This is a genomic window from Pseudomonas sp. LBUM1648, assembly GCF_059716145.1.
The window spans coordinates 3,325,934-3,347,164 of the sequence record NZ_CP166808.1; the positions used below are offsets into that span (position 1 = coordinate 3,325,934).

17 protein-coding genes and 1 pseudogene are annotated in these 21,231 nt (G+C 58.2%); 13 read left to right on the forward strand and 5 right to left on the reverse strand.

Going from position 1 to position 21,231, the window contains the following annotated elements; genetic code table 11:
• Position 1 precedes the first annotated feature (1 nt).
• From ACA043_RS15240 to msrA, 10 genes are all read left to right on the forward strand, one after another.
• On the forward strand, positions 2 to 1,084 hold the full coding sequence (locus ACA043_RS15240) for a glycosyltransferase (RefSeq protein WP_489880467.1): 1,083 nt from the start codon (positions 2 to 4) through the stop codon (positions 1,082 to 1,084).
• On the forward strand, positions 1,081 to 2,193 hold the full coding sequence (locus ACA043_RS15245) for a glycosyltransferase (RefSeq protein ID WP_401264111.1): 1,113 nt from the start codon (positions 1,081 to 1,083) through the stop codon (positions 2,191 to 2,193). Before ACA043_RS15240 ends, ACA043_RS15245 begins: the two co-directional genes overlap by 4 nt.
• Positions 2,190 to 3,503 carry an O-antigen ligase family protein gene (locus ACA043_RS15250; protein WP_187679857.1) on the forward strand — a complete coding sequence of 438 codons (1,314 nt, stop codon included), beginning with the start codon at positions 2,190 to 2,192 and terminating at the stop codon, positions 3,501 to 3,503. Before ACA043_RS15245 ends, ACA043_RS15250 begins: the two co-directional genes overlap by 4 nt.
• A 17-nt stretch (positions 3,504 to 3,520) precedes the next feature.
• Complete coding sequence (locus ACA043_RS15255; protein WP_497657318.1) at positions 3,521 to 4,474, forward strand: glycosyltransferase family 2 protein; 954 nt, start codon at positions 3,521 to 3,523, stop codon at positions 4,472 to 4,474.
• A 13-nt stretch (positions 4,475 to 4,487) separates the two neighbouring features.
• On the forward strand, positions 4,488 to 5,906 hold the full coding sequence (locus ACA043_RS15260; RefSeq protein ID WP_497657319.1) for an oligosaccharide flippase family protein: 1,419 nt from the start codon (positions 4,488 to 4,490) through the stop codon (positions 5,904 to 5,906).
• A gap of 30 nt (positions 5,907 to 5,936) precedes the next feature.
• The gene (gene galE, locus ACA043_RS15265) at positions 5,937 to 6,992 is read left to right on the forward strand and encodes a UDP-glucose 4-epimerase GalE (RefSeq protein WP_305443825.1); all 1,056 of its coding nucleotides are present in this window, start codon (positions 5,937 to 5,939) and stop codon (positions 6,990 to 6,992) included.
• Positions 6,989 to 8,464 (forward strand): family 16 glycosylhydrolase, encoded by a 1,476-nt coding sequence (locus tag ACA043_RS15270; protein ID WP_497657320.1) that lies wholly within the window; start codon positions 6,989 to 6,991, stop codon positions 8,462 to 8,464. The genes galE and ACA043_RS15270 overlap by 4 nt, the downstream gene beginning before the upstream one ends.
• Positions 8,465 to 8,589: 125 nt before the next feature.
• Positions 8,590 to 9,702 (forward strand): acyltransferase family protein, encoded by a 1,113-nt coding sequence (locus ACA043_RS15275; RefSeq protein ID WP_497657321.1) that lies wholly within the window; start codon positions 8,590 to 8,592, stop codon positions 9,700 to 9,702.
• A 36-nt stretch (positions 9,703 to 9,738) separates the two neighbouring features.
• Positions 9,739 to 10,641, forward strand: a complete 903-nt coding sequence (locus ACA043_RS15280; RefSeq protein ID WP_187679851.1) for a bestrophin family protein — start codon at positions 9,739 to 9,741, stop codon at positions 10,639 to 10,641.
• Positions 10,642 to 10,748: 107 nt separating this feature from the next.
• Entirely contained in the window at positions 10,749 to 11,255 is a 507-nt protein-coding gene (gene msrA / locus ACA043_RS15285; RefSeq protein ID WP_187679850.1) for a peptide-methionine (S)-S-oxide reductase MsrA, read from the forward strand.
• A 111-nt stretch (positions 11,256 to 11,366) separates the two neighbouring features.
• Here msrA and ACA043_RS15290 read toward each other — a convergent pair whose 3' ends face one another.
• Positions 11,367 to 12,299: a GGDEF domain-containing protein gene (locus ACA043_RS15290; protein WP_497657322.1), complete on the reverse strand. Its 933-nt coding sequence runs from the start codon at positions 12,297 to 12,299 to the stop codon at positions 11,367 to 11,369.
• Between the two features lie 211 nt (positions 12,300 to 12,510).
• Entirely contained in the window at positions 12,511 to 13,683 is a 1,173-nt protein-coding gene (solA, locus tag ACA043_RS15295; RefSeq protein ID WP_497657323.1) for an N-methyl-L-tryptophan oxidase, read from the reverse strand.
• Between the two features lie 355 nt (positions 13,684 to 14,038).
• Between solA and ACA043_RS15300 the strand changes: the two genes are divergently transcribed.
• Both ACA043_RS15300 and ACA043_RS15305 read left to right on the forward strand, forming a co-directional pair.
• Positions 14,039 to 16,444, forward strand: a complete 2,406-nt coding sequence (locus ACA043_RS15300; RefSeq protein WP_497657324.1) for a glucose/quinate/shikimate family membrane-bound PQQ-dependent dehydrogenase — start codon at positions 14,039 to 14,041, stop codon at positions 16,442 to 16,444.
• A gap of 103 nt (positions 16,445 to 16,547) precedes the next feature.
• A complete protein-coding gene (locus tag ACA043_RS15305) occupies positions 16,548 to 17,834 on the forward strand; it encodes a carbohydrate porin (protein WP_497657325.1) in 1,287 nt (428 codons plus the stop codon).
• Positions 17,835 to 17,940: 106 nt separating this feature from the next.
• On the opposite strand, the gene ACA043_RS15310 is transcribed toward ACA043_RS15305, so the two are convergent.
• The 3 genes and pseudogenes from ACA043_RS15310 to ACA043_RS15320 form a co-directional block, all read right to left on the reverse strand.
• Entirely contained in the window at positions 17,941 to 18,132 is a 192-nt protein-coding gene (locus ACA043_RS15310; protein ID WP_187679845.1) for a hypothetical protein, read from the reverse strand.
• Positions 18,133 to 18,382: 250 nt separating this feature from the next.
• Positions 18,383 to 20,242 (reverse strand): ABC transporter ATP-binding protein, encoded by a 1,860-nt coding sequence (locus ACA043_RS15315; protein ID WP_489880456.1) that lies wholly within the window; start codon positions 20,240 to 20,242, stop codon positions 18,383 to 18,385.
• 182 nt (positions 20,243 to 20,424) lie between these two features.
• Positions 20,425 to 20,796, reverse strand: a pseudogene (locus ACA043_RS15320) (isochorismatase family protein); the annotation flags it as partial.
• A gap of 32 nt (positions 20,797 to 20,828) precedes the next feature.
• On the opposite strand from ACA043_RS15320, the gene alaE reads away from it, so the two are divergent.
• Positions 20,829 to 21,227, forward strand: a complete 399-nt coding sequence (alaE, locus tag ACA043_RS15325) for an L-alanine exporter AlaE (protein WP_489880563.1) — start codon at positions 20,829 to 20,831, stop codon at positions 21,225 to 21,227.
• The last annotated feature ends 4 nt before the right edge of the window (positions 21,228 to 21,231 follow it).

Genomic DNA, 21,231 nt, shown 5'->3' on the forward strand with positions numbered 1-21,231 from the left:
TATGCACATCCTGTTCATTCTCAAAGATTTCAAGACCGGCGGCGGCGTCGAGCGGGTACAGCAACGGTTATCCGAGCAATTTCACAAGGATGGAAAGCGGGTGAGCTTTTTCGTCATGAACGGTGAAACGCCGGACACTGACGGCGATCAACGCCACAACAGCGGCGGTGGCAACGGCATCGTCGGGCTGCTCAAATCAATCGTCCTGTTGCGTCGGCTCATTCGTCGCGAGGGCGTCACTCACCTGATTTCCGCCAAGGAACAGGCCAACGTCTGCACCTGGTTCGCCACCTTGGGCAGTGCCTGCAAAGTCATCTATAGCCGGCACGTCACGCTCGATTGCACTGAGCAGAAAACCAGCCCTTCAAGCCTGCGCCTGCTCTATGCCTTGTACTTGTGTGGCAGCGGAAAAGTGGTGACGGTCTCCACGGCATTGCGCCAGTCTCTGGCCGACTTACTGCCATGGGGTCAGCAGCGTGTTTGCTATTGCCCCAACGCGGTCATCACCGAGCAACTATTTCAAGCCTCACGCGCGCCGCTGCCCGCCGGGTTACCCGACGACTACTGGTTGGGGCTGGGCCGGTTGACGGAACAGAAAGGTTTTCACCTGCTGCTCGATGCCTACGCCATGGCGCTGCACCGCCAGGCACTGCCCGATCTGGTGATCGCTGGCGACGGGCCGTTGCGCGGCGCGCTGATCGCTCAGGCGCAGCGGCTGGGCATCGCCCACCGGGTGCACTTTACCGGTTTCCTGAGCAACCCCTATTCACTGCTCAGACAAGCACGCCTGTTCATTCTGAGTTCCCTTCACGAAGGCATGCCGACCGTATTGATCGAGGCGTTGGCGCTGGGGACTCCCGTGCTGGCATGCGACTGCGAGACGGGGCCCAGAGAACTGCTGGACAACGGCCAGCTCGGCCAACTGGTCAAGGTCAACGACATCCCGGCATTGGCCAATGGAATGCTGCGAAGCCTGACATCAACGGATCACGTGGCTCCCAGCGAAAAAATGGTCACTGACGCCCTCCGCCAGTACACCAGCCAGCACGCGGCGCAGGCGTATTACCAGGTGTGGAACCAATGAAAAAATTGCTGATTATCCTGCATGACCTCAGCGCGGGCGGGGCTGAAAAAATGATGACGCGCCTGGCCGGAGCATTGGTCGACGCCGGCAATGACGTGACGCTGTTGATGCTCACCGGCGGCGGCATCAATGCAGCGCACCTCGACCCACGCGTCAAAAAGGTTGAACTGCGCAGTCCGCGCAGCTCTCGTGCAGTGCCGGCGCTTGCGCGATTTCTGCGTGCCAATCGCTTTGATGCGCAACTGGCGGCGCTCACGCACGTCAACGTCGTGGCGATCGCCGCTGCCATGCTGTCCGGCACGCTGGCGCGGCTGCACGTCAGCGAGCGCAATGCCTTTTCCCATGACAAACACGTTAACCCCGACTTCATGGTGCGGGCCGCCTATCTGGTGGCCCCCCTGCTCTATCGGCTTATTCCCAACCCGGTGATTTGCGTGTCGCGCGGTGTCGCCCAGGATCTGGTCGATACCACCATCGCGCGCCGCCAGGACGTGACCATTGCCGACAACCCGGTGCTCGACAACAACTTCCGCGAGAAGCCACCGGGCCTGCCAAATCACCGCTGGCTGCTGGAAAAGTCTGGCGCGGTGATTGTCGCCGTGGGTCGCCTGGCGTCGCAAAAAGGTTTCGACACCTTGATAAAAGCGTTCGCCGCGTTGCCGGATACCGACGTACGCCTGATCATTTTTGGTGAAGGCGCACTCAGACTTCGACTGCTTGAACTCGCACGCACATTGGGCGTCGCCGATCGCGTCGACCTGCCGGGTTACACCAGTGATCCCCTGGCAGAAGTGGCGGCGGCCGATTGCTTTGTGCTGTCGTCGCGCTTCGAGGGCAGTCCCAACGCGCTGGTAGAAGCCTTGTCCACGGGCACGCCGGTGGTGGCGACCCGCTGCCCCCATGGCCCCCAGGATATTTTGATCGGCGGCCTGGTGGCACCGCTCGTCGCTGTCGACGACCCGCTCGAGCTGGCGCAGGCGATTGCCCTGCAACTCGCCACACCGCGGGATCTACAGCGCCATTCGCGCCTTGAAGCAGCCGCCCGTTTCATGAATGCCAGCGCGGTGCAGACTTACCTCGACGCGTTGCTCGGGAGCCCAACATCATGAGCACACTGGCGATCAGATACTCGACGTTACGCGACGGCTTCACCCTGTTCGGCGTGCTGTTTTACATCCAGGTGATCACGTTTGTCCTTGGGCTGGGCGGCGCATTCAGTTTCGGTGACGTCGATAAAGACCTCGAAGGCAGCGTCGCCAACCAGGTCTGCGGCCTCATCACGCTGCTGGTGCCGTTGTTCTTCTTCATCCGCAACAAGGTCTTCCTCAGCAAAACCTTTTACCGCAGTAACTTCTTTCTGCTGGTGTTCATGGCTTGTGTGATCGCCTCGATTGGCTGGTCCTACGACCCGATGCTGACGTTCAAGCGGGTTATCGCGATGCTCAGCGTGGTCTTTTTTGCCGGTTTCATTGCCTATAACTACCCCCTCGAAAAAATCACCTACATGCTCGGTTGCGCCATCGGCGTGGCGGCGTTGGTCGGCTTGATACTCGCCGTGGTCAGGCCTGACCTCGCATTCTTGTCCGGGGGTATTCGCGACGGCGCCTTCAAGGGGATTTTTGCCGAAAAAAATGCCGGTGCACGGCTCAACGCGATCGCCATCCTGCTGTTGCTGCCGATGATCCGCCAGGGCAACCGTTGGGCCCTCTTCTGCTCGTTTTCTTCGCTGATCGCCATCCTGCTCGCCCAATCGGCGACCGGCGTGGCACTGATAGTGTCTGGTACGGTGAGCTACTGGTACTTCCTCACTCTGATTCGCTTGCGTATCAATCGCTCGCAGTGGCTGTTCTTCGGTTGCACGCTGGTGTTTCTGCTGGTTTGCCTGTTGCTGTACAACCACCTTGCGTGGCTGCTGGAAATCGCCGGTCGCGATCCGTCTCTCACGGATCGCACGTTGATCTGGGAGCTGCTCGCGCCGTTTATCGACCAGCAGTGGCTCAAGGGGTATGGCTTCGGCGCCTTCTGGGCCAGCCCCGACGCGGATGCGTTCATCACTCGCTGGGGCTACATCGGCAACGCCCACAGCGGCTACATGGAGACGCTGCTCAACGGTGGTTTTATCCAGTTGACTGCGCTGGTGCTGCTGCTGGGCGAAGCGTTGTTCAAACAATACCGCGCTGTGACGGCGAACCAGTCCGCGCAGTTTCGTGCCAGCGCTTTGGTGATCATCGGCTTGTTCGCCGTCACCAATTATGTGGCGTACGTGATCCCCAACTACCGCTCCGCCGAGTTTTTGGTGTTCTGCACCCTGGCGCTGTCCTTCCGACATCACTGCGCGATATTTCCCGAGTTATCACCGGCCACCCTGCGTCAGCGTCCGTCTGGCAGGGCATTACCGCGTGATTCAGCCAAGGCGTAACAGAAGGAGAAACACCCGTGATAAACCAAGCCTCCCCTTCACCGCATACCGTGTGCGTCGTGATCCCGATGTACAACGGCGCCGACAGCATTGAGCAAACGCTGGTATCCCTGGCCGAGCAAACCCGACTGCCCGATCACGTCATCGTTATTGACGATGGTTCCACCGATGACGGACCACAACGGGTCAAAGACTTCGCGGCGCCGTTTCGCCTGACGCTGTTGCAGCAAGCCAACGAAGGTCAGGCCAGCGCCCGCAACCATGGAATTCGGCACTCTCAAGAGACGTTTGTGGCGATGCTCGATGCCGATGACCAATGGCGCCCGCAAAAGCTGGAGCTGCAACTGGCGCTGTATGACGAGCTCCGTCTTCAGGGACGGCCGGTGGGGCTGATCGACTGCTACTGCCAGGTCAACTACAGCGACGGCAGGCGGCAACTGGACAACATCCGCAAGAACGGCATGCATTTCTACGATTTCATCCACGCCAACGTCCTCAATGGCGTATCCGCCGCGCTGGTCAAGCGCGACGTGATGATGCAACTCGGCTGCTTCGATGCCGGCCTGCGTTATTGCGAGGATCGCTTCATGTGGACCCGAATCGCTGAACACTGGGAGATCCACACGGTGCCGCAGGTGTTGCTGGAGCGCACGATCAACAGCGGCAACATGACCGCGCAACCGAAAAAGCACTACCAGAACAAGATCAAGTTCGTCGAAGTCTATCTCGCCCGCTATGGCGCGCAGCTCAGCAAGCAGCAACAGATCGATTTCGTGCTGGCCAACCACACCGACTTTCTCAATACCTTTTCCCGAGGCGGCTGGCATGGCGAGGTGATCGATGTGTACCAGCGAATGCTCAAGCATTCCTGGCAAACGCTGTTCTTCGACCACGGCAAACCAACCCTGCGTTACCTCTATGCCCGCGCCAGATCCTTGCGCAAGCCAACGGTGTCAACCACCGCTCATTGAACCGGTATCCGCCATGGCCAATCGACGCCTCATTTCCCTGGGCTGGATCTTCACCGAAAAATTCGGCCTGATTTTCCTGTCGATGATTACCTTTGTCGTGTATGCCAGGCTGCTGTCGCCCGCCGAACTGGGGGTCGGCACGATCATCATTGCCATCGTCGAGTTGGTCGGTCTCATCTACTCCTCGGTGCTGGAAGATCCGCTGGTACGGCTTGAACGACTGGAAGACAAACACATCTCTACCGCGTTCTGGGCCTCGGTGCTGGTCAGCCTGGCGTCCATCGTCGTCATCTCGGGCGCGGTGATGCTGTATACACCCGACCCGATGCTGCAAGCGATGACGGCGGTGGCCTCGGTGAAAATCCTCTTCACCATGATGGCGCGTGTCTATGTGGCGCAAATGCGCCGCAGCGGCAACTTCAAGACGCTGGCGTCGCGCACGTTACTGGGCAAAGTGTTTGGTGGCGTCGGCGGCATCGCTGTCGCGCTTTGGGGATGGGGGGCCTGGGCGGTCATTGCCCAGGTGCTGATCATGGAGTTCGTGTCGATCATCGTATTGATGCGCTCGGACCCGCGGCGCATTGCCTTTTACATCGACGGTCCGTTCTTGCGGGAGCTGTTGAAGGCCGGCACACCGGTTGCCATCAACGCGCTGAGTACACAAACACTTCAGCGCGGGGTCAACGTGGTGCTGGGGATGACGGCCGGCGCGAACGCGGTCGGCATGTTCAACATGGCAATGCGCATCATCGATCTGCCTCGCACGGCGATTTATAACGGCCTGCTGAGCTATGCGCTGCCGGTGTTCGCCCGGCGCAGCGCAGAGCCATCGCGACTGCTCGGGATCATTGGCGACTCCACTGCCGTCAGCGGCTTTCTGTTGACGCCCCTGTTCATCGGAATCGCGCTCACGGCCAACGACCTCATCCTGTTGATATTCGGCGCCAAATGGGCCGATGCCATTCCCTTGCTGCAAGTACTGGCCTGCACGGCGGCAATTGGTAACACCGCCATGTACGCCACCACCGCACTGGTTGCGGTAAATCGCAGCCACCTGACGATCAAGGCTGAAGTGGTCACCACCGTGCTGGCGCTGGCGCTGGTCTACGGGTTCGGCAGCGTGTACGGCGGCATGGCCGCGGCCCTCGCGTTGCTGACCAGGATGCTGTTGATCACACCGCTGCAAATCCGTGGACTCAACGAGGCCATTGGTTACGGCTGGGGTCGGTTCTTCGACTCCAATTACCGCAGCGTGATCGCCTCACTCGTCATGGCCACGACCGTCGTGTACGTGTCACCGCTGCAAGGTTTTCAAGGTTACCTGCACCTGATCTGCAACATCGTGGTTGGCGCGCTGAGCTATGCCGTGGCGTATAGCGTCATGCACCCGCGCTGGCCGCAAGAATTCAAATCGGTTTTCACCTCCCGCTGAATTCAGTCCCTTAGACAGGAAGAGCTCACCATGCGCAAAACTACGTTGATTACTGGCGGGGCCGGTTACATCGGCTCGCATACCGCTTTGGCGCTCATCAATGCCGGACACCATGTGTTGGTGCTCGACAACCTGAGTAACAGCTGTCGAGAGTGCATCGCGCGCCTGGAGCAACTGACCCTGAGCCGGGTCGATTTCATCCATGGCGACATCCGTGATTCGGCCGTGCTGGACGACATTTTCAGCCGCTATGACATCGATGCCGTGGTGCATTTTGCCAGCCTCAAATCCGTTGCAGAAAGCGTGCGCAAACCGCTGGATTACTACGCCAACAATGTCGCCGGCACGCTTGACCTGTGCCGGGCAATGGCTCGCCATAACGTCTTCCGACTGGTGTTCAGCTCATCGGCCACAGTCTACGGCGAGCCCACGCGCACACCGATCGCCGAAGATTTCGGCACCGGCAAACCGGTCAATCCGTATGGCCGCACCAAGCTCATGATCGAAGAGTTGCTGACCGATCTGTGCCATTCCGATCCACGCTGGAGCATCGCGTTGTTGCGCTACTTCAACCCGATTGGCGCTCACGAAAGCGGGATGATCGGCGAAGACCCCCGAGGCCGCCCCAACAATCTGTTGCCGTGTCTGACGCAGGTCGCGATTGGCCGGATTCCCGAACTCACGGTGTACGGCAACGACTATCCCACCGTGGACGGCACCTGCGTGCGCGACTACATCCACGTGGTCGACCTCGCCATCGGCCACCTCAAAGCGCTTCAAGTGTTGCAGTACAACAACGGCATCAATGTCTGGAACCTCGGCACAGGCATCGGCTACAGCGTGCTGCAAATCATCCAGAGTTTCGAAGACATCACCGGCATTACCATTCCCTACCGGTTTGTACCGCGACGCGAAGGTGACATCGCCAAATGCTGGGCCGACCCCGGCAAGGCCGGACGAGAGCTGGGCTGGACCGCGCAACGCGATCTGCAACAGATGATTGTCGATACCTGGCGCTGGCAGTCGTGTAATCCGCAGGGATATCAGTCGTCATTCGAAATTCCAGCGCTGGTTGCCGTTAAATGACGTTCAAAGGATTGCTGCCGCTGCTGCTGCTGTCGGTTTCGATGGTTTGCAACGCAGCACCAGCGCCTCCCGGTGCCCCCACCACCGGGCTGGTGCTGTGGCTGGACGCGGACGATGCGTCAACAATGAACCTGGATGCGCAGAACCGGGTCCAGCGCTGGAATGACAAATCCGGCAAGTCCAATCACGCGACAGTCGACAATGCCGCCTCGCCGCCACAGCGGATGGCAAACGCCTTGAATGGCCATTCCGTCGTGCATTTCAGTGGCGCGTCGGCGTTTCTGGGCAAAGCCCTGCGCAGCGCCAAAGGCCCGGTGACGGTATTGATCGTGTCTCGCCGATTGCCCGAACAAGCCGAGGTTGATCCCTGGCAACGCTTGTTCAGCTCAGTCCCGCAAACCGCCCAAAACGATAACGTCTTGCCGAATTTCGCCATCAGCCTGCAACAGACCACGGCGTATGCGCCGACCGTTTCCGTCCTGGAGCTTTACGATGTGCCGATCGGTCCGTATGCAATCGGGCGCAGTGCCGTGGGTGAGTCCGATAACTTTCGCGGCGACATCGCCGAAGTGATGGTGTACGACCGTGCGTTTGCCTCACTCGCAGAACGCCAGCGTGCCTTTCAGTACCTGGCGGAAAAATGGTCCGTTGCCATTCCCAAACAAGCCGATACCTGGACCCGAGTCGGACCACTCGGCGCACTACCGACCCGGACCCGCGCCAATCTGCCGTTGTCCGACCAGGCCAATGCCGGTCAGTGGACGCTCAACAGGAAGCTGTCCGACGACTTCAACGGCAGCACTCTCGACCGCACACGCTGGCACGTCAACAACGCCATCGGGAACGAGTCGCTCGGACGCAAACCGGCGCTTTACACGCCGAACAATGCCTCCGTCAGCAATGGCAATCTGAACATTGTTTTCCGCAAGGAAACCTTGCCGCAGAAGTACGTCAAACTCGGCTTCAAGGACTACACCTCAGCGATGGTGCGGACAATTGAACGCGGTTTTTACGGATACTACGAAGCCCGTGCCAAACCCATGAACTCCGCAGGTTCCAGCGCATTCTGGCTCGCCTGGACAGGCATGCTCGACAACGCCACCGAGATCGACATCTTTGAAATCGCCGGCAAGACCAAAGACGCGGCCCTGGACCGCTCGTATCACATGAATGCCCACCTCTGGGCGACGCCACAAAGCACTGAACATATCGACAATGGCAGCATCTGGGTCAGTCCGTGGCGCCTGGCGGATGCGTTCCATATCTACGGCTTCGACTGGCAGCCCGACACCCTGCGTTGGTACGTCGATGGCGTGCTGGTCAGGGAGTCGAAGAACAACTACTTCTTCTTCCCGATGGAGGTGAACTTTGACAGTGAGGCCATGTGGAAATGGTTCGGGGTGGTCGACGATGCTGACCTGCCGTCCACCTTCGAAGTTGACTACTTCTACATGTGGCAACGCAGTCCATAACCGTCTCACGGAGCCTGGATAGTCCATAAGCAGCCCTTGCTGTAACAGCTTTCGCCTTGGGTCGAATTTCACTCGCCAGAGTCGTCAGTTTTCAATCAGCGCTAACAAGTCTGGAGCGCCTATACATGAACGACCGACGATTGAAGGAATTGGATTTGCTGCGATTCCTTGCTGCGATCGCCGTAGTGTTTTTTCACTATGCTTTTCGCGGCTATGCAAAGGGCGACATGTCTGTAATGCCTTACCCGTTATTGGCTGAGCCCGCCAAGTACGGTTATTTGGGCGTCGAACTTTTTTTCATGATCAGCGGATTCGTCATTCTGATGACCGCGTCGAGCAATAACCTCAAAGTTTTTTTCATCTCCCGCATCGTTCGGCTCTGCCCGGCGTTCTGGGTGTGCTGCACCCTGACTTTTCTTTTTATCCTCGCCATCGGCCAGCCACGATTTACGGCCACTCTTTATCAATACCTTATCAACATGACATTGCTTGGCGACTTGATGGGTGTCGAGCAAATAGACGGCGTTTACTGGTCGCTGTTTGTGGAAATCAAGTTCTACCTGATGATCTCCATACTGTTGGGCTTGAAGAAAATAGAGAAAATCGAACCCTGCCTCGTGCTTTGGCTACTGGTCTCTGCTACAGCAGAAATACTCGTATTTGAAAAACTGCGTTCGATCTTGATCACCGACTACGCGGCGTATTTCATCGCAGGTGCCACGTTCTACCTCATATGGGCGAAAGGATTCACAATTGCCCGGATTCTCCTCTTGCTGGGGACATTGGCATTGGCCTGTTTCACCGCCATAGCATGGGCCGAATCGATCGAAAGCAAGTATTCGACCGAATACGACCCTCTGATTATCTGCGGCGTGATTTTCCTGTTTTTCATGACGTTTCTTTTGATTGTGACCAACAAAACAGCGGCCATAGGCAGGTTGAACTGGACCGCATTAGGGGCACTGACTTACCCGCTTTACCTATTACATCAAATGATCGGGTTCATGATTTTCAACATTGCTTATCCGGCTGTGAATCCGCATCTGCTGCTGTGGGGAACCCTCATCCTGATGATTGGTGCGTCGTGGCTCATCCACAAAAAAGTAGAAACGCCGATTGCCAGATTCATGAAAAGATTCCTTTCCTTCTCCCTCAATCGTGTCAGAGCTGATAAGCCAGCCAGTGAAGAACCTGCGCGACTGACCGAACCTTTACCCCGAAAACACCGTCCGAGCTAAGGCATCAATGCTTACCGCTCGCCACGAGGTTTCCGTTTGAAAGCTGCCATCGTCAAAAAATACCGTCTGATCATCAAGACCATGGGCTATGTCGGTTGGGCCTTGTTCTGGCTGTTGCTCTGGGACATCGCCGTCACCGTGGACTTCATGCTGTTTCTGAACGCCAAGATGAACCTGCCGCTGATGCCCCTGACGTTGCTGGGTTCGGCGCTGGTGGTGCTGATCAGTTTTCGTAACAGCAGCGCCTACAACCGTTGGTGGGAAGCGCGGACGCTGTGGGGCACGATGATCAATAACTCGCGCAGTTTTGCCCGCCAGGTCCTGACGTTGCTGGATGACCCCGACAGCGAAGTCAATCCGGTCAAGTCGACCCTGTTGCGCCGCCATGTGGCGTATGTGAACTGCCTCGCGGCGCATCTGCAGGGTCAGCCTTGTCCGGAGGAAGTCCGGGCGTTCATTCCCGCTGATGAATTCGCCCGCAGCGGCACCACCAACAACTTTGCCAACGACATCCTCACCGGTTCCGCCGCCCTGCTCGCCCGGGAATACAAGGCCGGACGCCTGGACAGCATTCGCCTGGCAAGGCTGGAGTCGACGCTGGTGGAACTCTCCAACAGCCAGGGCGGCATGGAACGCATCGCCAATACCCCGCTGCCCTACCCCTATGTGTATTTCCCGCGGCTGTTTATTTCGCTGTTCTGCCTGATCGTGCCCGTAGGTCTGGTGGAATCCCTGGGCTGGTTCACCCCACTGGCTTCCACGGTGGTGGGCTTTATGCTATTGGCCATTGAGCGCATCGGCACCGACTTGCAAAGCCCGTTTCGCCACAGCGAACACCAGATCCAGATGGAAGCCCTGTGCGAAACCATCGAGAAAAACCTGCAATCGATGCAGCGTGATTCTTTGGGTGATGTGCGCAGGTTTGAAGAGCACGCTTGAAGTGGCGAGTGATCAGCAGACTTATTTGTATCGTCCAGACTTGGAATTGCCGGACACGCCCGCATAACAATGGCTACACCCAAAATTCCCGAGAGGAAGCACAGACCATGACCAGCCAAACCGAAACTGCCATCCTCGCTGGCGGCTGCTTCTGGGGCATGCAGGACCTGCTGCGGCGCTATCCCGGCGTGCTGCAAACGCGCGTCGGCTACACCGGCGGCGAGGTGCCGAACGCCACTTATCGCAACCATGGCAACCACGCCGAAGCCATCGAGATCGTCTTCGACCCGGCGGTGATCAGCTATCGGCAGATCCTTGAGTTCTTCTTCCAGATCCATGACCCGAGCACGCCCAACCGTCAGGGCAACGACCTCGGCCCCAGCTACCGCTCGGCGATCTATTACCTGAACGAACAGCAACGCGACATCGCCGAAGACACCGCCGCCGACGTCGACGCTTCAAAGCTGTGGCCAGGCCGAGTCGTCACCGAAATCGAACCGGCGGGACCGTTCTGGGAAGCGGAACCTGAGCACCAGGATTACCTGGAACGTATTCCGAATGGCTACACCTGCCACTTCATTCGCCCGAACTGGAAGTTGCCAAAGCGGGGCTGAGAGCAGGGTTGCCCACCTCGACGAGTGAGACGTTGAGGTGAGGCAGATTTTTCAAGGAAGATCATGACAGACATGTCGGGTTGGCGATGATTAAGAGGCCGAAAAGCGCGCCTAAAAACCTACACACTGATTCCTTCCTCGCTCTTTCGCTAGATAAAGTGCTTTATCAGCTTGCGTAAGCAGTAAGTTGGACGTGTTTGTCGGGGTGAATTGATGAACAGAAAATCCGATGCTTATCGTTAAATAGCCCGTGCGCGAAGAGGAGTGCGCAATTCTCAAGTCGCGCACACGCTGACACAGAGAGTTCACGTAAACAGATGACTGATCCATCGTCATGCCGCTGGATAAAATCACAAACTCTTCGCCCCCGTACCTGGCAACAAAATCAGAGCCCCTCTGGAATGACTTACTCAAACCATTCGCCACACCTATCAATGCTTCATCACCTGCTTGATGCCCATATATGTCATTGAATGACTTGAAGTCATCAACATCAATCATGATCAGCGTGAGCGCCTCACTGTTCCGACAAGCGATCTTGTATTGAATCTCAAACTGACTATCAAAGAAGCGCCGATTATAAACCCCGGTAAGCCCGTCTTTTATCGATAGCTGCTCGAGATGCGATTTTGTTTTTTCGAGGGAATGAATTTCGTCACTGAGTTGCTGCTGCAAAATAACTCGCGATGTGACATCTTTTTGTATCCCTATAAAATTGCTGACCGCTCCCGCCTCGTCATGAATTGGCGATATGCTCAATTCATTCCAGAACATTGTTCCGTCCTTCCGATAGTTTCGCAACACAACCAGACAATACTCCCCGTTTGCAATGGCGTGGTGAACGACCTCTAATTCAGGTTGTTCACGATCATCTCCCTGTAAGTATCTACAGTTAAAATTTATGGATTCTTCGAGAGAATAGCCGGTCATGCGTTCAAAGGCGGGATTGACAAAAATCAACGGATTGTCATCTCTGCAGTTGTCGGAGATGGTGATTCCATCGCGCGAATCCATGACAGCCTGTTTAAGGATTTCAATGTCCATATAGGCCTCACCGCCAGCATGAATAAACAACCCGCAGCCAAGATTATTAAAATAGTTTTTGCTTCTTCAGTGTAGTTGAAAACCATCTTGGCGCTTTATTGCTTTGGAAATAGCCCATTTTGACTCAAGTAAATACCCGGCTGAACTGACATCACATCGTGATGTGTCACCTGACGATCCATCGGCTCATCTTGAAGCCACAGTAGCGGGTTCAGCAGCCTTCAAAGCGTTTCAGGGAGAAAGACGAGAGGTCCAGGTCGGTCGAACCGCGCATGCACCACTGCGCAAACGCCTCGCCCAGTGCGGCGGAATGTTTGAAGCCGTGGCCGGAGCAGGCCGACACGAACAAGGTGTGTTGCAGTGACGGATGCTGGTCGATGATGAAGTGGCGATCCGGCGTTACCGTGTAGGCGCAGACCGCAGACTTGATCACTTTGGAAGTCACGCCGGCGATGCGGCCGTGTACCTGGTGTGCATACATGTCCTGCTCTTCAGCAGTCGAGACGGTGCGGTCGATCGTTTGCGGCAACAAGGCGGTGTGGTACTGGGCGGTGGCGATCTTCATGCAGCCTTCGCCGGACAATGCGGGGAAGCCGTAGTTGATTTTGTCGTCGCCACGGCCGTGGGTGAGGATGAATGTCGGCGAGTGGCCGACCAGCCCGGCGTGCTCCTCCAGTTCGAACCAAAACAGCTTTTGCCGGTAGACACTCAGCAGATTTTCAAACGGTTTGCCGAGCAATTCGCCACTCCAGTTGCCTGCATTGATCACCAGTTTTTTGGCCTGCAGCGTGCGCTGGTCGGTGTTGACAGTGACGCCCTGCTCGTCCGATGTGATCCCGGTGACCGTCTCGCCTTTGTACTGGGTCGCGCCGTGTCGTTCGGCCAGTTTGAGTTGCACGTCGATGCAGCGCTCGGGTCGCACAAACCCTCCACCGGGCTCGAAATAGCCGATGGCCGAGTCATGCACGTGGGCGAATTGCGGGAAACGCTGGCGAATCTGTGCGGCGGACAAGACTTCGTGCTCGATACCGTAGGCCTGCGCCAAACCGATGGTGCGCAGGGTGAAGTCGGTTTTGTCGTTGGGGTCGAACTCGGGGCTTGAGGTCAGTACCAGCAGACCTGATTGCTCGAACAGAGACTCCCCCGTCAGCACTTCAAGTTCGCGCCAGATCCGGTGGGAATTGCGCACGATCGGTACGTATTGCGCCCCCTCTCCGACCGAAAGCCGAGTGATGCGCGTATCGCCATGGCTGGAGCCAAGGTTGTGCGGCGGGTGATGGCGGTCAATGCCGACGACATTCACACCGGCCTTCGCCAACTGATACACGGTGGCGGCGCCCATGGCGCCCAGGCCCAATACCACTACGTCACACCGCTCCGACATCATTAGCCACCTATCAAAAAAGCGCCAGTTGAGCGGTAAACCGATCGCGAATCAAAGATTAAATGAGCATATGCATATGCATGATCGTGTGGCCGAGCCGCTTCGTTAGCTGCGGTACGTCGGCAAATCAAAGATTTCTGATCGCAATTTTAGAACTGTCAAAACTGACGATCCTTCTGACATAAACAACGCTTTCACCGACCTATGGATAATTGCATCGACCCTATGCGGAACGCCCGGCTGCCCTTCTTGGCGCGTGCTCGAGCAGAGAACTACGCTTCACTCAGAAATAGTGATTTAACTAGGTAGTTACCTATCTATATACTGCTCGCCTCATTTCAACGGGACATTCAACGTGAAGCAGAGTCAACGCCTCTCGGGCATATCAAAATTCATTCTGGTCGGGCTGGGCGTGATCATCGCCCTGCTCGGCTTGACGCTTGCTGCTGGCGGCGTGAAATTGGTCAGCCTGGGAGGCTCCTGGTACTTCCTGGTGGGTGGTCTGGTGATGACAGTCTCCGGCCTGCTGATTGCTCGCTTCAAACCGGCCGGTGCGTGGTTGTTCGCGGCGTTCCTGGTGGGGACAGCGATCTGGGCAGTGAGCGACGCAGGGCTGGTGTTCTGGCCGGTGTTCTCGCGCCTGTTCATGTTCAGCGCAGTGGGTCTGGCCGTCACGCTGGTTTACCCGTTGTTGAAACGTGCCAGCGGTGGCGTTCCGGGGCGTGGTGCTTATGCCCTTGCTGCGGTACTGGCGGTCGGTCTGGCCGTAGCCGCTGGCAACATGTTCGTCGCTCATCCGACTGTTGCTGCTACGGGCACTGGCCCGGGCCTTACGCCGGTCGAGCCGGAGAAAGCCCAGAAAGACTGGGCTCACTACGGCAATACTGAAGGCGGCAGCCGTTTCGCCGCGCTGGACCAGATCAACCGTAACAACGTCGACAAGTTGAAAGTGGCGTGGACCTATCACACCGGTGATGTCGCCGTGAGCGACGGCAACGGTGCCGAAGACCAACTCACCCCGCTGCAGGTCGGCAACAAAGTGTTCATCTGTACCCCGCACAACAACCTGATCGCGCTGGATGCCGACACTGGTAAGGAACTGTGGAAAAACGCCATCAACGCGCAGTCGAAAGTCTGGCAGCGTTGCCGTGGCATGGCCTATTTCGACGCCACTGCCGCAGTCGCCAAGCCGAGCAGCTCGCCAGTCGCAGAGGCCCAGCCAGCGCCGGCCGCCAACTGCCAGCGCCGCTTGCTGACCAACACGATTGATGCGCGCCTGATCGCCGTCGATGCCGACACCGGTGATTTCTGCCAGGGCTTTGGCAACAACGGTCAAGTGGACCTGAAGGCCGGTCTGGGTGATGTCCCGGACAGCTACTATCAATTGTCGTCCGCACCGTTGATGGCAGGCACCACCGTTGTGGTTGGCGGCCGGGTTGCCGACAACGTGCAAGCCGATATGCCGGGCGGCGTGATTCGTGGTTTTGATGTGATGACCGGCGCCATGCGTTGGGCGTTCGACCCGGGTAATCCGCAGGATAAGAAGGCACCGGCAGACGGCAGCACCTATGTGCGCAGTACGCCGAACAGCTGGGCGCCCATGTCTTACGACGCGGCGACCAACACCGTGTTCCTGCCGATGGGCAGCTCTTCTACCGACATTTATGGTGTCGAGCGCAGCAAACTGGATCACACCTACGGCGCTTCTATCCTGGCGCTGGACGCCAATAGCGGCGAAGAAAAGTGGGTGTTCCAGACCGTTCACAACGATCTCTGGGACTTCGACCTGCCGATGCAGCCGAGCCTGATTGACTTCACCAAGGACGGTAAATCGGTACCGGCGCTGGTGATCGGTACCAAGGCCGGGCAGATCTACGTACTGGATCGCGCCACCGGCAAACCGTTGACTGACGTGAAAGAAGTGCCGGTCAAAGCGGCGAACATTCCTGACGAGCCTTACTCGCCAACCCAGCCAAAATCGGTGGGCATGCCGCAGATCGGTGCCCAGCACCTGACCGAATCGGACATGTGGGGCGCGACGCCTTACGACCAATTGCTGTGCCGTATCGACTTCAAGTCGATGCGTTATGACGGCTTGTACACCGCGCCGGGCACCGACAAATCCCTGAGCTTCCCGGGCTCGCTGGGCGGCATGAACTGGGGCAGCATCTCGACTGATCCGGTGCACGGTTTCATCTTCGTCAACGACATGCGTCTGGGTCTGTGGATTCAGATGATCCCGTCGCAGAACAAGGGCCAGGCCACTTCCGGTGGCGAAGCATTGAACACCGGCATGGGCGCCGTACCCCTCAAAGGCACACCTTACGCGGTGAACAAAAACCGCTTCCTGTCGGTCGCCGGCATTCCTTGCCAGGCGCCGCCGTTCGGCACACTGACCGCCATCGACATGAAGACGCAAAAAGTCGCCTGGCAGGTTCCGGTCGGCACCGTTGAAGACACCGGTCCGCTGGGTATCCGCATGCACCTGCCGATCAAGATTGGTCTGCCAACTCTGGGCGGCACCCTGTCGACTCAAGGTGGCTTGATCTTTATCGCCGGCACCCAGGACTTCTACCTGCGCGCGTTCAACAGCGGCAACGGTGAGGAAGTCTGGAAGTCCCGTCTGCCGGTCGGCAGCCAGGGCGGCCCGATGACTTATGTTTCGCCAAAAACCGGCAAGCAATACATCGTCATCACCGCCGGTGGCGCTCGTCAGTCGACCGATCGTGGCGACTACGTGATGGCTTACGCCTTGCCGTAAGCCGCCATGCCCATGGTGAACATGGGCATTTCATTTATAGCGCGGCACCTTAGGGTGCCGCGCTGCTTTGCGCTATCGCTAAAATTTCAGCTGGAAGATTCACATGCTTTTGCCTGTTCGCTTTTCTCATGCCGGCTTGCTGTTGGGCCTGACCTGCAGTGCTGCCCTGCCCGCTTTCGCCGATGCCGATTCGAACCTGATGACCCGCAACACCCTGACCGGTGATTGGGGTGGGCTGCGCCACCAGATGGACGAAGACGGCATTAAGTTCACCGGCGACTACACCGGCGAAACGGCTTACAACGCCGACGGTGGCCTGCATCGTTCGGCCCGTTACTCGCAAAACATCAAGCTCGGTGTGCAATTCGATCTGAGCAAACTGTATGGCGTCGACAACGCCGGCAAGGTGCAACTGAGCATCAACGACCGGCGCGGCAACAGCGCTTCCGAGGATCTGGTCGGCAACCGTCTGCCGATTCAGGAAAACTACGGCGGTCTCTACACCCGCCTGACCGAACTCAGCTACGAGCGCACGCTGTTCACTCCGGCGCTGAACGTCAAGCTCGGTTACATGGCCATGGGCAACGACCTCGGCGGCCTCGACAGCGGCATCCTCTGTAACTTCATGAACGCCGGCTTCTGCGGGCACCCGCTGAACATGTCCGGCGGCAGCGGCTGGACCAACTATCCCAACGCCCATCTCGGCGTGCGTGTGAAATACGACCTGTCGCCGTCCTGGCAATTGCGCGTGGCGGCGTTCAACGTCGACCCGGACAGTAACGGCAACTCCAGCCGCGCCTGGCACCTGGGCCCGAAACACACCACTGGCACCGTGGTGCCGATCGAGCTGGTCTACAAGCACGCGGGTAAGCTGCCCGGCGAGTACAAGGTCGGCTACTACTACGACAGCTCTGACGTAAAACGCATCGGCAGCGATAAGGAAGTGTCCGGGCGTGGTGGTCACTACTTGTTGGTCGACCAAGCTGTGTGGAGCTCGAAATCGTCCGAAGGCCGCAGCCTGCATGTCTTCGGCCAATACTCGGCTGCCAGCGAAGCGGCTTCGCCATTCAGCAAGTGGTACGGCACTGGCGTGGTTCTGTACAAACCGTTCGAAGGTCGCCCGCGTGACACCGTGGCCCTGGGCTACGGCCGCGCCGTGCCCAACCCGCGCAGTCGCGACGTGCTGCAAGACGCTGCGCTGAACAATGGCACGGCGTTCCCGAACCTGGACAGCGCCGAACAGTTGATCGAACTCGGTTACGGTTATCAGGCCACGCCTTGGCTGACCCTGCGCCCGAATCTGCAATACATCATCGAGCCGGGGGCGTTTTCCGGGCAGGATATCGACAATGCGCTGTTGTTTGGCCTGCAGGTGAAGGCTGCGCTCTGAGCATTCCCCCTATCAGTCCCCTCTCTCTCTGGGCGAGGGTCAGGCTGAGGGCCAATAAAAAACCCGGCCTGAACGCCGGGTTTCTTTTGCCTTCGTTTTAACTTGGCTAAGGATGCTCACTCGACACCGAGTTGTTCGCATCCACATCGCTCATGTCTTCATCGACCGCCGCTTCATCGTCCGCCGGCAACGGGTTCGAAGACTCATCTCGGCGCGGATCATGGCCGGTTTCATTGTCCGTAGTGCGCGTCACTTCCTGCTGAGACGTGTTGCCTGGGGCTTTTTCATCGATTTCCATGCTGGCTCTCCTACCAAGGCGCGGGAAGTCCGTGCTTAAGGTTGAGAGGCGATCAGGCGTGGCGAGTGCCGGCTATTGGACGAATGGTGAACTGCTTTCTGGCGTCCCTCCGTGCACTCACCCCTGGCGTGCGGCAAATATGGCCACCTCAAAAAAATATGAACCGCTTTTAGACGCGCTCGCCTAAACGCTGAATGCACGTGCGAAATTAACGGGCGCCAGGATTGAACTCTCCGTGCGCCCTTCCCGCTCACACCTGATCCATCGCCTCGACCACGCCCTTGTCCTCTCCCAGAAACCCGCCGCTCTGATGCTGCCAAAGCCGCGCATAGACGCCGTTTCTCTCAAGCAATTCGCTGTGAGTGCCCTGTTCAATAATGCGGCCTTCGTCCATGACGATCAGCCGGTCCATGGCCGCAATGGTCGACAGCCGATGGGCGATCGCGATCACGGTCTTGCCTTGCATCATGTCATCGAGGCTTTCCTGAATTGCCACTTCGACTTCCGAGTCCAGCGCGCTGGTGGCCTCGTCCAGCAGCAGGATCGGCGCATTCTTGAGCATCACCCGGGCAATCGCAACCCGTTGGCGCTGGCCGCCCGACAGCTTGATGCCCCGCTCACCTACCAGCGTGTCGTAGCCGCTATGGCCTTGCCGGTCGCTGAGTTGGCTGATGAATTCATCGGCCTGGGCGCTGGCGGCGGCGCTGCGGATTTGCGCGTCGGTTGCATCGGGACGGCCGTAGGCGATGTTGTCGCGAATGGAACGGTGCAGTAGCGAAGTATCCTGCGTGACCATGCCGATGGCGCTGCGCAGGCTGTCTTGCGTAACGTGCGCGATGTTTTGCCCGTCGATGCGAATCTCGCCGCTGTCGACGTCATAGAAGCGCAGCAGCAAGTTGATCAGCGTGGATTTGCCGGCACCGGAACGACCGACCAGACCGATTTTTTCGCCCGGGCGGATGTTCAGGTTCAGGCCATCGAGCACCTGACGTTCGCCGTTGTAGTTGAAATGCACTTTGTCGAAGGTGACCGCGCCGCCTTTGGTCACCAGCTCACCGGCATCCGGCGCATCCTGCACCTTGGCCCCTTGGGTCAGGGTCGCCATGCCATCCTGAACGGTGCCGATGCTTTCGAACAGCGAGGTCATTTGCCACATGATCCAGTTCGACATGCCATTGATCCGCAACGCCATGGCGGTGATCGCCGCCACGGCACCGGCGCCGACATCACCCTGGTGCCATAGCCACAGGGCGTAACCACCGGCCGACATGATCAGCCCCACCACCAGTGCCTGATTGACGATCTCGAACATGCTGACCAGACGCATCTGGCGAAAACCGGTGAGTTTGAAATCTTCCATCGCAGCGCGGGCGAAGTGCGCTTCACGATTGGAGTGGGAGAACAGCTTTACCGTCGTGATGTTGGTGTAGGCATCCGAAATACGCCCGGTCATCATCGAGCGCGCATTGGCCTGCTCCTGCCCGACTTTGCCCAAGCGTGGCACGAAGTACCACATGGCCAGCGCGAACAACACCGCCCAGCCAATGAACGGCAGCATCAGTTTCAAAGCGAAGCCGCCGGCCAGCGCGATGATCGCGATGAAATACACACCGATCCCGGGGATGATCTCGATCATGGTGAACAGCACGTCGCGCACTGCCAGTGCCGTCTGCATCACCTTAGTCGTGACCCGGCCGGAAAACTCATCGGAGAAAAACGAAAGGCTTTGCCGCAGCATTAGCCGATGGAAGTCCCAGCGCAGCCGCAACGGCAGGTTAATCGCCAATATCTGGTGCTGCACCATCGTGCGCAGCGCCACCAGCCCGACACTGGTGCCCATGACGATGCCCATGCCCCACAGCACGCGGCTCTCCTGCGCAGCGGCTTCACCGCCGGCCTGCCAGGTCGAGAGCAGATCCACGACTTGGCCGAGGAAGGAAAACAGCCAGGCTTCATAAATCGAAACACCGGCACTCAGCAGCGCCAGCACAAGGATGTAACCGCGGGCGCCCCGTGTGCAGGCCCACAGAAAACGCGCCAGACCGTTGGGTGGCGGTGGAACCTCGTCAGGAGGAAAAGGGTCGAGTCTTCGTTCAAACGCACGAAGCATGGTGATCTCCAAAACTTTCAAGTTGAGGGGATTCTGCCATTGAATGGTTGCGGAGAGGTCTTTGTGAAAAAGTGTGCGTTTAAATGGGGCATGCCACGCTTCTGAGTGTGGTCCGTTCCTTAAATTGCAAATGAAGATGACGCCCGCTGTTGCGAACGCCACCTTCATCAATTGCGGGCTAATCAGGCTTTCTTGGCCGCCTCCTCCAGAGCTTTTTCAGCGTTGAACCCGTCAAAGTTCTCGAACACACCCAAGAAGCCTGGCACGGTCACTTCTCGCGCCCAGTCGCGCTGCAGTTCGCAGTACATCTGCACCCGGCTGATGAGCTTCGCGCCCGCCTGTTCCATCCTGCGCAGCGCCGCCTCGTGCGCGGCGAGCGACGTGCCGCCAACCGCATCGACCGGCACATAGACTTCATAGCCTTCCTGGATTGCGTCGAGTACCGGGAATGCCAGGCAGGCTTCGGTCCAAAGCGCGGTCATGATGAGCTTCCTGCGCCCGAGCGCCTTGACCGCCTGCTTGAACTCGGTGTCCTCCCAACTGTTGATCGAGTACTTCGGCGACTCTCCACACCTGGCGGTGTCGGATCAAGACGAAGCAGTGGTGTAGTGAACGTAATGAACGCTTCATTGCCGGCATGACGTGGGATCAGGTCCTTCATGCTCGCCTTCTGGGTGCGGTCCTGATGGTTCCAGTCGCGAGACCTTACGGCCTTTGGCGGGACTGGTTAATGACGCGAGCCAGTGAGCGTCGGGTTTCGAAGTTGCTGTGGGACAGTATTGCCCTCGTCAGTTTTCAGGTGCCCATCTATGCAGCGATCATTGCCTTCAGTGGCGCGTCGGGAGACGGCCTGGTGCGCGGCACACTCGGCGCGGCGTTGATGATGTTGTTTCTGGGACGGCCTTATGGGGCGTTTCTGAACGTGGTGCGCAAGCTGTTTGGCTTGCCGCCGGGTGGCGATAAGCCGATGTCGTTGAATAGTTGAGGGA